This is a genomic window from Lentzea tibetensis, assembly GCF_007845675.1.
GTDB lineage: Bacteria > Actinomycetota > Actinomycetes > Mycobacteriales > Pseudonocardiaceae > Lentzea > Lentzea tibetensis.
In genome coordinates, this window is record NZ_VOBR01000003.1 from 305,621 (window position 1) to 319,331 (window position 13,711).

Consider the following 13,711-nt stretch of genomic DNA (forward strand, 5'->3'; position numbering starts at 1 on the left):
GGGATCACCACTTTTCAAATTGGGGAGTGAAGTGGTGTTGGGGGTTAGCACATGCGAAAACTCATGCTCTTTGCCCTGAGCTTTTCCTTATTGATCTTTTCGGTGACGCCGGTCGCTTCAGCGAAACCGCTGGCACCGAGACTCATCGAGATCGCGGCGGGCAAGGTCAACTGCCTGGCCGGATACGTGTGCGTGTGGACCGAACTGAACTACGCGGGCCGGGGTGTCGCGGTTTACGCCACCGAGTTGAGCTGGGCGGCATGGCCGGCTCAATTCGCCTTCATGCACGACAACGCTCAGTCGATCTTCAACAACGGGTTCCTGAACGACCCGAGTCCCGACGTGATTCTCGCGAGGGACGTACAGCACCGCGGTGGGTTCACCGTCGTGTGCAACGGGGACTCCATGGCCGATCTGCCACTGGACACCAATGGCACCTGGGCGAACGGGGTTTTCTACACCAAGAGCTGGGGGAACGTCGTCAGTTCCAACCTGTGGCTGAACGCGCGTTCGTGCCGCGGCACCAGCACCGCGATGGAACCGACGCCCGCTCACGACGTCCAGGAAAGTGTGGAGTACCTGACCCGGACCTACCGGGTGGGACGGGACGAGGCGCTGCGCAGGCTCGAGCTGCAGCGCACGATTCCGGAGCTCCAGAAACGGCTGCTGGCCGCGCACCCGGACAACTACGCGGGCATTCAGCTCGACCAGCAGGGCGGTGGCGTGCTGGTGATCAGCGCGACCGCGCCGGACGCGCTGACGACGACGCTCGCCGGTGAGAAGGACATCGCGCACATCCGCACCAACCAGGTCCGCTGGTCGATGCGCGACCTGCGGAGCACGGCGGACGAGGTGGCCGCGAAGCTGGGTGCCCCGTACGTCGCGGAGGTGGACGAGTCGCGCAACCAGGTGCTCGCACTGGCCGATCCGGCCAAGGTGAACCAGGAGGCGGCCACGCGGGCGGCCCAGGTGCTCGCGGCGTACGGGGACAAGGTCGTGCGCCAGGACATCTCCTCACGTGCCGTGCGGGACGACGTTCAGGCACCTCGACCGAGCGCGGCCCAGTCCTACGAGCAGCCGTGCCCGGTCGCCAGCTGCTGGCCGCCGATGATGGGCGGCTACCGCCTCGACGTCACGCGGGACACCGCGGGCACGTGGGGTGGGTGCAGCGCGGGCTTCAACGTGAAGGGCGACAAGAACGGTCAGGTCTACACCCTGACCGCCGGGCACTGCGTGCTGACGCCGAATCACCAGAAGGAAGACCGCACGTACCACAACGGCATTCCGGTGAACACCGAACGGGGTTCGATCGCGCAGTACCCGGACGACGGCATCCTGCCCGCGGACTACGCACTGCTGCCTTATCAGCAGACCGGTGACACGAACTGGGCGGATCACTGGATCAACAAGCGCGCCAAGAAGAACGGCGTCTTCGTCCGGTGCCAGGCGGGCACGAGGCCGTGCAATCCCGAGTTCACTTACATGGCGGGAATGATGCCGGTTCTCGACATGAAGCGCGGCGAGGTCGTCTGCGCGACCGGATCCGCGAACGTGGAGACGACCAACACCGACCACAACAACGGCTACGAAGCGGGCACGCGGTGCGGGCAGTTCTTCGGCGTGCTGTCCTTCTACCTGCTGACCGACATTTGCAGCCGGGAGGGTGACAGCGGCGGACCGCTGTTCAGCCAGGTCAACCGGAAGGCGTACGGAATCCTGAAGGGTTCGATTCCGGGGAAGCCGGGACCGTGCCAGGTCGGCAATGAGGAAAGCGACTACACCCCGTTGCAAGGTCTGCTCAACCAGGCCGAGCGCAAGTCCGGGAACACGGCCGGGCTGCGGGTGATGGACGACCGCGACAACCGATAGCGCGTGAAACGGGGTGGCCTGTGCGGTCACCCCGTTTTCGCGGGACAGGACGGATAGTGATTCTGCAGCCGAGGTACGGAGTGCGGGCCGCGGTCGCGGTGCTGGTGCTGGTGGCCGCGTGGTGGTTCCTGTGGCCGGACTCGGACTTGACCAGTGAGTTCCGCAGCTGGTCGGCCGCGGAGCCCAAGAGCGAGGGCTATCGCTCCGTCGGTCCCTCTGCGGCCGAACTGACCGTCGACCGTTCGGGTAGCGACACCTACCGCCTGCGGCTGTCCGGTCAGGTGGTGCCGGCCGCGGCGTGCGAGGCGGTCTGGTACTTCCTCAAGGCCGACAACGAGGATCCCGCTCCGGTGGTGATCGAGGTGGTCGGCTCGTCGGGAGAGGTGTCGAAGCGCAAGGAGTCCGGTGCCACCTGTTAGCCGCGGTGTGCACGTGGCCGTCGCCGTGGGAGTCGTGGTCTCCGCGTGGTGGTTGTGCTGGCCGGACTCGGATCTGACGCGGGAGTTCCGGCAGTGGGCGGAGGAACAGCCGCTGGGCGAGCGCGGGCAGGAGGAGGGGGTTCGCGAGCTGACCGTCGATCGTTCCGGTGGCGTCCTGTCGTATCGGCTGGAGTACGGGGGCAACCCCGCTCGCGCCGACCTCAAGTGCAACTCGGTCGCGATCTTCGCGATGGTGCGGGGAGACGACAGCAAGCAGATCGTGGTCCGGGTGCACGACCCCGCGGGCAAGCTGTTGGCGCAGAAGGACGTGGGGGCGGAATGGTGCCCCATCGGCTAGCAGCCGTCACTCGGGCTTCGCGGGTTCCATGCGGTGGTAGATCGCCAGCAGCGCGGACAGGATCCCGTGCAGCAGGATCGCTTCGTCGTCGTGCCGGTCGTACTCGCCGTTGAGCGCGTCCGCGGCCTGCGCCGCGTACTGGTCCGCGATGTCCAAGGTGGGCTCCGTCGTCAGGGGCTCGGGGCGGCCCAACTGCCGCCCCAGCCGTCGTACAGCGCGGTGAGCAGGTCGTCCCACTCCCGTTTCGTGCGGTAGATGCTGTACGGCACCGGGTGCACCAGCGTCTCCGTGGTCCAGATGATCTCGATCTGGCCGTCCCGCCTGATCCGGCCGATCCGGGCGGCCTTCCACAGGTGCAGGTTCTCCTCGTCGACGAACACCTCGCCCTGCGGCGCGGCGAGCCGTTGTCCCTTCACGGCGTCCCTGACGGCGACCGGGTCGGCGGTGTCGGCCTTCCGCACGGCCTGCGCCCACAGCTGGACGCTCACGTACGCGGCCTCCATCGGGTCGGACACCACCCGGTCCGGTCCGAAGCGCTTGCGGAACGACTCGACGAACCGCTTGTTCTCGGGGGTCTCGATGCTCTGGAAGTAGTTCATCGCGACGTAGTCGCCCGCCATCTGGTCGGTCGGCATCGTCCGCAGCTCCGCCTCGCCGATGACGAGCGCCAGCGTCGGGGTCTGCTTCGGGTTGATGCCCGCGTCGCGCAACCGTTGGTAGAACGGCTGGTTGATCTCACCGACGAGGATGTTGACGATGACGTCCGGCTTGGCCCTGGTGATCTGCTCGACGATCGGGTCCACATCGGACGCCCCGAGTGGCACGTACGCCTCGCCGACGACCTTGCCGCCGAGGTAGCCGAGCTGGTTCTTGATCACCTCGCCGGCCGCTCGCGGGAAGATGTAGTCGGAGCCGGCGATGAAGAACGACTTGCCGCGGTTGTCGAGGAACCACCGGATGGCCGGGGTGATGAACTGGTTCGGCGCGGCGCCGGTGTAGACGACGTGCGGCGAGCTCTCCATGCCCTCGTAGAAGGTGGGGTACAGCAACAGGTTCCGATGCTTCTCGACGATCGGCACCATGATCCGGCGGCTCGCCGAGGTGTACCCGCCGAAGATCGCGCTGACGTGTTCCCGCGTGATGAGGCGCTCGGCCTCGTCGCGGTGCGTCGGCCAGTCCGACTTCCCGTCCACCACAACGGGTTCGACCTGTCTGCCGAGCAGGCCGCCGGTCGCGTTGATCTCCTCGATGGCGAGGATCGTGGCGTCGGTGATGGGCTGTTCCGACGCGGCGACCGAGCCGGTGCCGGAGTGCAGCACCCCGACCTTGATCGGGGACTCGGCGTGCACGTCGGTGGTGTGCGCGGCGTACGTCAGCGCGGCCACCACGGCCACGCCCGTCGCGAGGGCGGTCAGAGCTCGTCGCATCACTGTTCCAGCTGCTGCATTCCGCTCAGCACCAACGTGATCGCGTCGGGCTGCAGCGAGACCTTGCCGTCGAACGGCCCTTCCAGCGCGGCGACGAGGAACATGGTGAACGCGATCATCGCGGACATCGACAGCACGATCAGCCGGATTTGCCAGGACTTCCAGACGCCGAAGCAGTACGACAGCAGCAGCATCGCCATCGACCCGATCACCAGCAGCACCCACATCAGCGAGGGCACCTCCTCGCCCGCGGCCAGCAACCGCTGCCGTCGCGCGTTGCCCAGCTCGTTCAACCGGTCCATCGACTTGTCGTACAACGGACTCGCGCGCAACTCCGGCCCCATGTCCGTGTACACGCTCCACACCTCGACGAACGCGGCGTTGGCGCGCGTGCTGGACTTGTTGCGCGCCATCAGCTGCCACTCCTCGCCGACGACGAGCCGCCCGTACGTCCGCTCGGCCTCGACGACCTGCCTGCGCACCTCGACGGGGAACCCCTTCGACATGCGCTCGAGGTCGGCCAGCGCGTTGGCCTCGTGCGAGATGACCCGCTGCGTCTCCTGCAGGGTGTCCCACACCGAGCTGACCGCGAACCCGGCGACCACGGCGTAGACCGTGCCCACCGTGCCGAACGCCGCGGCCAGCAGTCCCGCGTATCGATTGGCGATCCGCGGTGGCAGCAGCAGCGCCCCCACCGGCAGCGCTGAGTCCGCGAGCGTCGCCATGGCGATGACGATGAGTGCTCCGGCCAGCCACGTCGGCAGTTCCGCCCAGTACCGCCAGAGCAGCGCGATCGCGGTCAGCCCGAGTGCGACCTCGGCGTACCACGTGCGGGTGCGCCACGAATGCCCTGGCGCCGTCGGACTCGGCCCGGACTTGCGCGTGGGCATGGGACTCCTACTCGAGACTGGCGCACAGTATCCAGATCGCCCTCGAGTGGATCAAGTTCAGTGGATCATCGTTGACTGGTCAAGGACAGCACCTGTGCCAGCTGGCGGGCCACGCCGTTGTTGTCGGCGGGCGCGACGGTGATCCAGTCGGGCGTGCGGCCCGGCGTGTTCACGTAGCGGCCGGCCTCCGTGTCGACCCAGGTGACCGGCGGGAAGTTCTTCTTGGTGCGGCCCTGTTCGAGCGTGACCGTGAAGTGCCCGGTGCCGATCGGCGGGTTGGACATCATCTGCTGGAACAGCCGGACGTCTTCGTTCGGCGTCATGCGGACCGTCTGCCGGAATCCTTGCTGCTGCTCGGGTTGCTGTTTGAGCGCCGCGACGTTCAGCGTCACCAGCTTGCCGGGACCGGGCCGCATCTGCGGCAGCAGCCCGACCAGCGCGGGGACGAGTGCGTTGTCCTGCACCAGGTTCAGGCTCACCGACTTCTCGTCCTGCTGCACCAGCACGGCGTAACTCCCGCGCGCCACCACGGACGCGCGCAGCAACGTCTCCGTCTTCTTGTCCGGCATGCCCAGCGCGACGATGCGCAACTCGGGGCGCGCCAACAACATCAGCGCGTCCTCCAGCTCCGGCTCCGGACGCCCGCGCCTCGCGAGGTTGCGGCGTTCCAGGTCGGTGTGGACGGCGGCCTTGATCCGATTGCGCTCTTCGATCGTCTCGCCGTGTGACTGGACGTCGAAGGGGTGGGGAATGCTCCCCGCCCGCAGGTCCTCCCAGAGGACCTCGAACGCGGGCAGGGAGAGCGTCGCTATGTTCTTCATCCGCCGATCACCGGGGGAGCGACCATGCGGTCGTCGTCGAAGTACTCGTCAGTGGGCTGCAGGTAGGTGGACTTGTGCTCCTTGTCCTCCGCGCCCTGCCCGGCACCCGCGCCGCCGCCCATGCCGCCGGCACCGGCCGCACCCGCGCGACCGGCCGCACCTCCTGCGGCACCACCACGTCCGGCCGTCCCTTCAGGACCGTGCGCGTTGTTCATGACACCCGAACTGCCACCGGGACTGGCAGGCCCGAAGCTGCCCGCACCGCGGCCACCCGCACCACCGGGCCCGAAACCACCCGCGCCGCGACCGCCGGGGCCACCGCCACCAGGACCGCCGCCACGACCGGCGGGGCCGCCGCCGCGACCATTGGGGCCACCGCGTGGGTTGTTGCGCGGGTCGTTCGGGTTCGGCTTCCCGCCGGGCGGGAACAGGCCGGGGGGCGGCGTGAGCGGCGGCATGCCCGGAGGCTTGGTGCCGGGCGGCAGGGTCGTGTTGGGGGGAGGCATCACCGGCGGCGTGGTGGGCGGCGCCGTCCACGACGTGTTGGTGGTGCCGGTGTTGTTGACGCCCTGCATGTTCGGCTGGCCGAACTGCTGGTTCGGGTTCACCGAGTTGGTGTTCTTGCTGTACGTGGTGCTGCTCGTCTGCGTCGTGCCCTGCTCGTGCGTCACCTGCGGGGTGTCTTCGAACGTGGGCATCTGCGCCGCGGCCGTCGCCATCGAGTTGTCGCGCTCGGTCATGACGCGCTCGGCCTCTTGCTTGGCCTGCTGGGACTTCTCCCGCTGCTCCATCATGTCGAACGGCAACGTGAAGTTGTCGATCGGATTCCAGTTGGTCTGGGCATCGATGAACATCTTCTTGGGGTCGTACGGCACTTCCTTGGGAAAGCTGTTCTGTGCCTTCTCCGCCGCATCGGTCTGCGTCTGGATCGAGTTGCCGGTGCTGGTGAACGTCTCCGACATCTTGTCCGTGAAGTTGCCGACCTTGGTCAACGCCTGTCGGGCTGCCGTGCCTGCCGTACCGGACCAACCCCCGCTCAGTCCGTTGACGACGGTGTTGAGGCCGACCGCGACTTCGGTGAGCTCGTCCGCAATCGACTTCCACTCCGCTGCGATCTCACCTGCGGCACCCGGATTGTTGTTCTCCCGGACCTGCTGGTTCATCGCCGCATGGCTCTGCCCTGGATAGTGCGCGGTGGGCGGCGGAACCCGCGGTGTGTTGTGAGCCATCGATCATCCCCCCTCGGGATTGGCTGGATCAGGGCAGCTTGGCGGCGACCAACTCTGCGGACTTGGTGGCGACGTCACACGCCTTCGCGGTGTCGGTGGACGTCACACCGGCGTTCATGACGATCTGCACACTGGACGAGTCGGTGACGGCGAGCACCACGTCGCAGAAGTTCGGGCTCTTTGCTCCGGCGACCTTGTAGCCCTCGTACTTCCCGAATTTGGCCGGGGTCTTGGTGTCGCCCGTGTAGTTGTAGTCCTTACTGCCCTGCTTGGTGTTGACCGAGATCAGCAGTCCACCGTTCTTGTCGATCCACTCACAGGTCTCTTCACCAGCGAGCTTGCGTGCCTCAGGCTTGGCGTTGAGGCCAAGCTGAGAAGCCTCACCAGTGCTGACGAGCTCACACGGCTTGACGCTTGCCAGCTTGTCCTCCCCAGCACTGCTGCTGCTCGTGGGAGTAGATGCTGTCGTGCTGGTTCCGGGTGTCGCGGTGCCATTGGTGTTCCCACTGGTGCATGCGGTGGCCAGCAGGGTGAGCCCGACAATCGCGATACGAATGTGGTTCATGACTTCCTGTCAGAGTTTGTTGAAGGTGGTCGACTGGCCCTCTTCGACGGCCTGGTAGGACTTGCGGCTCTTTTCGATCTCAACTTTGAGCGCTTCGATCGCCTTGACCAAGTCCGGAATGACCGCGTTCTGCGCTAGCAGGCCGACCTCTTCGTTGACCTTGCTGACCTGTTCGGCGTAGCCGCCACCCAGCGGTGTCTTGGTGCCCAGCACGCGAGCCCTGGTCGCGATCTTCTGAAGGACGACCTGGAAGTCGTCAAGCTTCTTGATCGCGGAGTCGATGGCGTGCGGGTCGGCAGCCAGAGCTCCGGCCTCGTTCGCGGCGGCGATCGACTTCACCGCGGCGGTGATCGTGCTGATGCCACCGGTCATGAAGCCCATGAAGCTGCCGCCGGACTGCTCGTTGTACTGCTCGAACGCGTAGGTCTGCGCGCTCTCCTGAGGACTGCTCTGGGCCGTCACAGGGCTTAACCCTCCCCGATTGCACTCTGTGTTCGGCAGTTGACCATACAGCGATGCACCCGGTTGGGGGATCAGTTGAACTACTTACAACCGTTTGGGTTAGGACGTTGCCCTGGTCAGGAAGGCTCTGAACGCGCTCAGTGAGAAGATAAGTGCAGGTCCGGCGGTGTGCTTGGAGTCTCTGACTCCGGCTGCGGAGGTGGTCAACGCCACCTCAACGCAGTTCGCCTCCGTGCCGCTGTAGCTGCTCTTCCGCCAGTTCACCCTGTGTCGCCTCCGGGTCCAGCCTGCGCGCCAGCTTGTTGATCAGCAGGATCGATTCTTGCGCAGGTAGAGCGCGTCTCACCAGGAGCCGAATGGCTTGCTCGTACCGGGTGATCTCGTGGTCCTCTTCGAGGATCAGGACGGACGTCAGGTTCTCCAGGTACACCGCCTTGTGGCCGTTCGCGCGCCTGAACAGGGCGAAGGCACCGTTGGCTCCGGCGTGGCCGCCGGAGTTGGGGACAATCCGCAGGTCGATGTTCGATTGCTTGGCGGCATCGTCAAGGTAGTCGAGCTGGCGGCGCATGACGTCGTCGCCGCCGACCATCCGGTGCAGGGCGAGTTCGTCGATGATCGCGAGGAGCTTCGGTGGCTTGGGCTTCAGCAGCAGCGCATGCCGTTGCATGCGGATCACCATTCGATGCTCGACCTCGGAGTCGGGAACCAAGCCGCTCTCCCGCAGCAGCGCGCGGGTGTACTCGCCGGTCTGCAGCAGGCCCGGGATGTTCATGCCCTCGAAGTTGACGATCAGATCGGCCTTGTTCTCCAGGTTGATCAGGGTGCGGACGCGCTCGGCGAAGTCCGGCTTGTTGCGCTGCCACCAGCCGCGCCGCTCGAACTCGTGGGCGAGTGCCAGCAACTCGGCGCGGCGCGGGCCCACGCAGCGGTAGATGGCGAGCAGGGCAGCGACGTCCTCCGGCGAGCCTTCGCGGAGACCGTTCTCGATGCGGCTCATCTTGGTGGCGGAAGCGTCGATGAGCTCACCGGCGCGCTCGAGCGAGAGTCCGGTCTGCTCGCGCAGGCGGCGCAGATCGTCTCCGAGTTCTTCGGCGCGCACGGTGAGGTTCATCGGTCCATCGTGGCCGGTCGTACCGACGGAAACGATTGCCAGCACTCGATGGCACTACACCTTTCCCACAAGGAAAACCCGATCGGATTCACCGGGCGAGAGCGGCCGCGACAGCTTGTGCCGCGGGCTCACGTTGACCTTGTTGTGCTGGAACGTGAGCGCCCAGTTGTTGTTGAGACTGCTCATGCACGTGTTGCCGGTGCCGATGGACGGCGAGACCGCGACCGGTGGCGCGAACTGATGGTCGTCCGCGGGGTCGCACGAGTACGCGTTGCCGCCTGTGGCGGCCTCTTCCTTGTCCCACATGGAGAAGCTCGCGTAGAGGTGGCGGTGCTCCCGGCCGGTACGTCGCCCGTCGACGGAGAGCTGCGAACACGCGTCGTAGGTCGCCGTCGAGCCGTACCTCGCGGGCGCACCGTCGCCCGGCACCTGCCTGACGAGGATCGGGGCCGAGGTCGGCGCGGACGGGACGTGACTCGGCGCCTGGAACGACGTGACCGGTCCGCAGGCGGTGACCAGCACGGCCAGGAGTGCGAACAGGCGGATCACCGGTCGTCCAGCATCCTGCCGAGCTCGGCGGCGAACTCGCCCACCTCGTCCAGGCCGCAGCCGGGGAAAGCCGAGGACAACTCCACGATGTCCTGGCCGATCTTGATCAGTTCCTCATCGGGCATGTAGCACTCCAATGCGACGGAAGTTCCCCGCGCAGATGTGGGAAACCAAGCGCTCCAACAGGTCCATGGGCATCGAGTCCACGTCGAACGCCGTGCAGCACAGTCGGCAGATGACGTCCAACCGGTCAGGGGGTGAGAACGTGCCGAACACGGCGGACACGGGGTGTGGACAGAGGACGACCATGCGACCAAGACAAGCCACCGGAGAGACGAAGCGGAACCAGTTGCATCCCTGGCAAAGCCCGAAGGAGGAGCGTGGCTAAGCTCACGCAGGTGAGCACGGTCTACGACTGCAGCGAACCGAGCAACCGCGCGGCAGGCCTCGCCGCAGCTGCCGGGGCGGTGCGCAGCGGGCGGTTGGTCGTCATGCCGACCGACACGGTCTACGGCATCGGCTGCGACGCGTTCGACGCCGAGGCGGTCCGAAGTCTTCTCGAGGCCAAGGGGCGCGGGCCGGACATGCCCGTTCCCGTGCTGGTCGGCAGCTGGACGACGATCGACGGGCTGGTGCTCAGCGTGCCGCGGCAGGCCCGCGCGCTGATCGAGGCGTTCTGGCCCGGCGGATTGAGCCTCGTGCTGCCGCACGCGCCCAGCCTGGCGTGGGACCTGGGGCAGACGCGCGGCACGGTGATGCTGCGGATGCCGTTGCACCCGGTGGCGCTCGAGCTGCTCAGGGACGTCGGGCCCATGGCCGTGTCCAGCGCGAACAAGACCGGGTTCGCGCCCGCGTCCAGTGCGCAGGAAGCGCGCGAGCAGCTCGGTGACTCGGTGCCGGTGTACCTCGAAGGCGGTCCGAGCATGGAGAACATCGCCTCCACGATCGTCGACCTCACCGGGCCGGACGCGCTCATCCTCCGCGAGGGAGCGGTGTCCGCGAAGGACGTCAACGAGGTGCTGGGCATCGAAGTCGAAGTCGCCCAATAGTGGATCATGAACCACGCGGTAGCGTGGCACCCAACACCTCGCCGATAGATTGGTAAGCCTTCCCGCCGTGGGCCAGCTGCCTGCATCAAGTTTCGTCCTGCCGGTACGTGAGTACGTGCTGGTCGGACTCACGGCCGCCGTCGTGACGTTCCTGCTCACCGGCCTGGTCCGCCTCCTCGCGTTCCGCATCGGTGCGGTCGCGTACCCGCGGCAGCGCGACGTGCACGTCAAACCCATGCCGCGCATGGGCGGGCTCGCGATCTACGGCGGCGTGCTCGGCGGGATGCTCCTCGCGCACCAGCTGCCCGTGCTGCGGGCCGCGTTCGACTTCTCCAACGACCCCATCGGCGTGATCATCGCCGGCGGCGTCATCGTGCTGGTCGGCGTCATCGACGACCGGTTCGAGCTGGACTCGCTCACCAAGCTCGCCGGTCAGGTCACGGCCGCGGGCATCCTCGTGCTGTTCGGCCTGCAGTGGATGATCGCCTGGGTGCCCTGGGGCGGCGGTGCCACGCTGAGCCTCGACCAGAACCAGGGCGCGCTGCTCACCGTGCTGCTCGCCGTCACCATGATCAACGCGATGAACTTCGTCGACGGGCTCGACGGGCTCGCCGCCGGCATCGGGCTCATCGCGGCCACCGCCACCTGCGCGTTCTCCATCGGGCTGCTGGTGCAGGCCGAAGGCTCCGTCGACGCCTACCCGCCCGCGCTGATCGCGGCCGCGCTCGCCGGTGCGTGCCTCGGCTTCCTGCCGCACAACTTCAACCCGGCGCGCATCTTCATGGGCGACTCGGGCTCCATGCTCATCGGGCTGATGCTCGCCGCCGCGACCACGAGCGCCAGCGGCAAGATGAACGTCGGCAGCCGCGACGCGAGCGACCTGCTCGGTCTGCTCTCCCCGCTGATCGTCGTCGCCGCCGTGCTGTTCGTGCCGCTGCTGGACCTGCTGATGGCGGTCATCCGGCGCACCGCGCGCGGCGAAAGCCCGTTCTCCGCGGACAAGATGCACCTGCACCACCGGTTGCTGGAGATCGGCCACTCGCAACGGCGTGCGGTGCTGCTCATCTACTTGTGGGCCGGAGTGCTCGCGTTCGGCGCCGTCGCGCTCACGCTGTTCGACCCCGCCATCGTGGTGACGTTCCTCGTCATCGGGCTGATCGTCGCGGTCTTCGTCTCGGCGGTTCCGAGGCTGCGTGAAGCGCGGAAGTCCTGACTTCCTACACTGAGCCCATGAGCGACGGGGCCATGAGCAGCGATGACGTGACGCACGCGCAGGTCGTGCAACGGCTGGCGGACGAGATGTTCAAGTCCGCCGTGTGGGTCGCGCTCGGCACCGTCGTGGTGGGCGTCGTCGTGTCGGCCCTGATCTGGGGGACGACCGGCCTGTTCGGAGCGCTCGTCGGTGGCGGCATCGCCTGCGCGTCCGCACTCGCGACCCTGTTCCTGATGCGCAAGACCGCGGACCTCGATCCGATGATCGTCATGGGTGCGGCGCTGGCCGGGTTCATGGGGAAGCTGATCGTGCTGTTCGTGGCGCTGTTGTTGTTGCGCGGCCAGGATTGGCTGCATCCGACGGCACTCGGCCTCACGATGGCGGCGACCGTCGTGGTGACGGCATACATGGAGGCCAGAGCCTCGAAGCGGTCACGGAGCCAGATGGTCGTGCCCGCCTCGGATGGCACCTGACCCCCGCTGATAAGGTCCGCCCATACCAGGGACACCGCCTCAGGGGTGCCTCTGGCAGTCGCTTGCGAACCGTAAGGTACGTTAAGTCCAGATCGTGACGATTCCCCCGGCGGAGTGAACGCCGGCCGGGAGAACCGGAAGGAACACAGTGACCAAGTTGGTGCTGGCCGCCGAAGAGTTCACCCCACCCGGTGTGCAGGACTTCTTCCCACCGGCGATCTTCGGCACGGTCACGAAGCCGATGGTCCTGCTCGTGCTCTCGGTGCTGCTGATCGCCGCTTTCTGGATCGCCGCATCGCGCAATCTCAAGCTGGTCCCCGGCAAGTTCCAGTTCGCCGCCGAGTCGCTCTACGACGTCGGCCGCAACGGCATCGCGCGTGAGCAGATCGGTGCGAAGGACTTCAAGCCCTTCGTCCCACTTGTTATCACGATGTTCACCTTCATCCTGGTGAACAACATCTTCGGTCTCATCCCGTTCGTGCAGTTCCCCACGATGGCGCACATCGGGTTCCCGCTGGCGGTCTCACTGCTGGTGGTCTACCCGGTCTACCACTTCGTCGGGTTCAAGCGTCACGGTTTCTTCGGTTACCTGAAGCACCAGACGATTCCGCCGGGCACCCCGTGGTTCGTGCTGCCGCTGATGATTCCGATCGAGTTCTTCCAGAAGTTCATCATGAACCCGCTCACCCTGGCGATCCGAGTTTTCGCCGCCATGTTCGCGGGTCACCTGCTGCTTCTGGTGTTCACGTTGGCAGGCGAGTTCCTGCTGCTCAACGGCGGGGTAATGATCGTTGTTGCCCCGGTCGCGTTCGCCTTCGCCATCGCGCTGACCTTCCTCGAAGCGCTGATCATGGTGCTGCAGGCCTACATCTTCGCTCTGCTGTCGGCCAGCTACATCGGCATGGCGCTGGCTGAAGAGCACTGAGAGAAACAACAAAGCCTCCGATCCGCGAGAGTTCGCGGACCGAGTTGGAAAGGGAACAGCACAAGTGAGCGCTGCAATTGTTCTTGCCCAGGGCGCGGACGTCATGAGCAACAAGGGTCTCGCGGCCATCGGCTACGGCCTCGCGGCGATCGGCCCCGGCATCGGCGTCGGTCTGATCTTCTCGTCGGTCATCAACGGCACCGCCCGTCAGCCGGAGGCCCGTGGCGTCCTGCTCGGTCTCGCCTGGACCACCTTCGCCATCGTCGAGGTGCTCGCGCTGCTCGGCTTCGTCGTGTACTTCATCGCGACCGGCGGCTGATCAAGCACTCCATCGCGTAAGGAGACGTCGTG

General features: G+C 66.5%; 19 protein-coding genes. 8 read left to right on the forward strand and 11 right to left on the reverse strand.

What is annotated here, in order from left to right:
* Positions 1-90: 90 nt before the first annotated feature.
* Genes FKR81_RS05580 through FKR81_RS05590 form a run of 3 tightly spaced genes read left to right on the forward strand, consistent with a single transcriptional unit; the run spans position 91 to position 2,646 of the window.
* Positions 91-1,869 carry a peptidase inhibitor family I36 protein gene (locus FKR81_RS05580; protein WP_186762790.1) on the forward strand — a complete coding sequence of 593 codons (1,779 nt, stop codon included), beginning with the start codon at positions 91-93 and terminating at the stop codon, positions 1,867-1,869.
* A gap of 56 nt (positions 1,870-1,925) precedes the next feature.
* On the forward strand, positions 1,926-2,288 hold the full coding sequence (locus FKR81_RS05585; RefSeq protein WP_146349838.1) for a hypothetical protein: 363 nt from the start codon (positions 1,926-1,928) through the stop codon (positions 2,286-2,288).
* Entirely contained in the window at positions 2,275-2,646 is a 372-nt protein-coding gene (locus FKR81_RS05590) for a hypothetical protein (RefSeq protein ID WP_146349839.1), read from the forward strand. Before FKR81_RS05585 ends, FKR81_RS05590 begins: the two co-directional genes overlap by 14 nt.
* Positions 2,647-2,652: 6 nt before the next feature.
* Here FKR81_RS05590 and FKR81_RS43340 read toward each other — a convergent pair whose 3' ends face one another.
* The 11 genes from FKR81_RS43340 to FKR81_RS45595 form a co-directional block, all read right to left on the reverse strand.
* Positions 2,653-2,802: a hypothetical protein gene (locus FKR81_RS43340; protein WP_186762791.1), complete on the reverse strand. Its 150-nt coding sequence runs from the start codon at positions 2,800-2,802 to the stop codon at positions 2,653-2,655.
* Between the two features lie 14 nt (positions 2,803-2,816).
* Positions 2,817-4,073: an urea ABC transporter substrate-binding protein gene (locus tag FKR81_RS05595; RefSeq protein WP_146349840.1), complete on the reverse strand. Its 1,257-nt coding sequence runs from the start codon at positions 4,071-4,073 to the stop codon at positions 2,817-2,819.
* Positions 4,073-4,963: a bestrophin-like domain gene (locus tag FKR81_RS05600; RefSeq protein ID WP_146349841.1), complete on the reverse strand. Its 891-nt coding sequence runs from the start codon at positions 4,961-4,963 to the stop codon at positions 4,073-4,075. The genes FKR81_RS05595 and FKR81_RS05600 overlap by 1 nt, the downstream gene beginning before the upstream one ends.
* Positions 4,964-5,028: 65 nt before the next feature.
* Entirely contained in the window at positions 5,029-5,784 is a 756-nt protein-coding gene (locus tag FKR81_RS05605) for an ESX secretion-associated protein EspG (protein ID WP_146349842.1), read from the reverse strand.
* Complete coding sequence (locus FKR81_RS05610) at positions 5,781-6,947, reverse strand: WXG100 family type VII secretion target (RefSeq protein ID WP_186762792.1); 1,167 nt, start codon at positions 6,945-6,947, stop codon at positions 5,781-5,783. Before FKR81_RS05610 ends, FKR81_RS05605 begins: the two co-directional genes overlap by 4 nt.
* Positions 6,948-7,041: 94 nt before the next feature.
* Positions 7,042-7,578, reverse strand: a complete 537-nt coding sequence (locus FKR81_RS05615) for a DUF3558 family protein (RefSeq protein WP_146349844.1) — start codon at positions 7,576-7,578, stop codon at positions 7,042-7,044.
* 9 nt (positions 7,579-7,587) lie between these two features.
* Positions 7,588-8,040 (reverse strand): hypothetical protein, encoded by a 453-nt coding sequence (locus FKR81_RS05620; RefSeq protein WP_146349845.1) that lies wholly within the window; start codon positions 8,038-8,040, stop codon positions 7,588-7,590.
* A gap of 99 nt (positions 8,041-8,139) precedes the next feature.
* On the reverse strand, positions 8,140-8,304 hold the full coding sequence (locus tag FKR81_RS05625) for a DUF397 domain-containing protein (RefSeq protein ID WP_146349846.1): 165 nt from the start codon (positions 8,302-8,304) through the stop codon (positions 8,140-8,142).
* Positions 8,255-9,151: a helix-turn-helix domain-containing protein gene (locus tag FKR81_RS05630; protein ID WP_146349847.1), complete on the reverse strand. Its 897-nt coding sequence runs from the start codon at positions 9,149-9,151 to the stop codon at positions 8,255-8,257. The genes FKR81_RS05625 and FKR81_RS05630 overlap by 50 nt, the downstream gene beginning before the upstream one ends.
* Positions 9,152-9,205: 54 nt before the next feature.
* Positions 9,206-9,700: a hypothetical protein gene (locus FKR81_RS05635; protein ID WP_146349848.1), complete on the reverse strand. Its 495-nt coding sequence runs from the start codon at positions 9,698-9,700 to the stop codon at positions 9,206-9,208.
* Positions 9,697-9,825 (reverse strand): hypothetical protein, encoded by a 129-nt coding sequence (locus tag FKR81_RS45595; RefSeq protein WP_268891529.1) that lies wholly within the window; start codon positions 9,823-9,825, stop codon positions 9,697-9,699. The genes FKR81_RS05635 and FKR81_RS45595 overlap by 4 nt, the downstream gene beginning before the upstream one ends.
* A gap of 273 nt (positions 9,826-10,098) precedes the next feature.
* Between FKR81_RS45595 and FKR81_RS05640 the strand changes: the two genes are divergently transcribed.
* From FKR81_RS05640 to FKR81_RS05660, 5 genes are all read left to right on the forward strand, one after another.
* A complete protein-coding gene (locus tag FKR81_RS05640; RefSeq protein WP_146349995.1) occupies positions 10,099-10,749 on the forward strand; it encodes an L-threonylcarbamoyladenylate synthase in 651 nt (216 codons plus the stop codon).
* 67 nt (positions 10,750-10,816) lie between these two features.
* Positions 10,817-11,962, forward strand: a complete 1,146-nt coding sequence (locus FKR81_RS05645; RefSeq protein ID WP_146349849.1) for a glycosyltransferase family 4 protein — start codon at positions 10,817-10,819, stop codon at positions 11,960-11,962.
* Positions 11,963-11,979: 17 nt separating this feature from the next.
* Positions 11,980-12,435, forward strand: coding sequence for a hypothetical protein (locus FKR81_RS05650; RefSeq protein WP_146349850.1), 456 nt, complete (start codon positions 11,980-11,982; stop codon positions 12,433-12,435).
* A 148-nt stretch (positions 12,436-12,583) separates the two neighbouring features.
* Positions 12,584-13,360: a F0F1 ATP synthase subunit A gene (gene atpB, locus FKR81_RS05655; RefSeq protein WP_146349851.1), complete on the forward strand. Its 777-nt coding sequence runs from the start codon at positions 12,584-12,586 to the stop codon at positions 13,358-13,360.
* A gap of 103 nt (positions 13,361-13,463) precedes the next feature.
* Positions 13,464-13,679 carry an ATP synthase subunit c family protein gene (locus FKR81_RS05660; protein WP_146349996.1) on the forward strand — a complete coding sequence of 72 codons (216 nt, stop codon included), beginning with the start codon at positions 13,464-13,466 and terminating at the stop codon, positions 13,677-13,679.
* Positions 13,680-13,711: the final 32 nt, after the last annotated feature.

Coding starts and splice junctions, on each gene's coding strand:
- FKR81_RS45595 (WP_268891529.1), bottom strand. CDS start 9,825: ATGCCCGATGAGGAACTGATCAAGATCGGCCAGGACATCGTGGAGTTG.
- FKR81_RS05605 (WP_146349842.1), bottom strand. CDS start 5,784: ATGAAGAACATAGCGACGCTCTCCCTGCCCGCGTTCGAGGTCCTCTGG.
- FKR81_RS05630 (WP_146349847.1), bottom strand. CDS start 9,151: ATGAACCTCACCGTGCGCGCCGAAGAACTCGGAGACGATCTGCGCCGC.
- FKR81_RS05610 (WP_186762792.1), bottom strand. CDS start 6,947: ATGAACCAGCAGGTCCGGGAGAACAACAATCCGGGTGCCGCAGGTGAG.
- FKR81_RS05650 (WP_146349850.1), top strand. CDS start 11,980: ATGAGCGACGGGGCCATGAGCAGCGATGACGTGACGCACGCGCAGGTC.
- FKR81_RS05660 (WP_146349996.1), top strand. CDS start 13,464: ATGAGCAACAAGGGTCTCGCGGCCATCGGCTACGGCCTCGCGGCGATC.
- FKR81_RS05600 (WP_146349841.1), bottom strand. CDS start 4,963: ATGCCCACGCGCAAGTCCGGGCCGAGTCCGACGGCGCCAGGGCATTCG.
- FKR81_RS05595 (WP_146349840.1), bottom strand. CDS start 4,073: ATGCGACGAGCTCTGACCGCCCTCGCGACGGGCGTGGCCGTGGTGGCC.
- FKR81_RS05615 (WP_146349844.1), bottom strand. CDS start 7,578: ATGAACCACATTCGTATCGCGATTGTCGGGCTCACCCTGCTGGCCACC.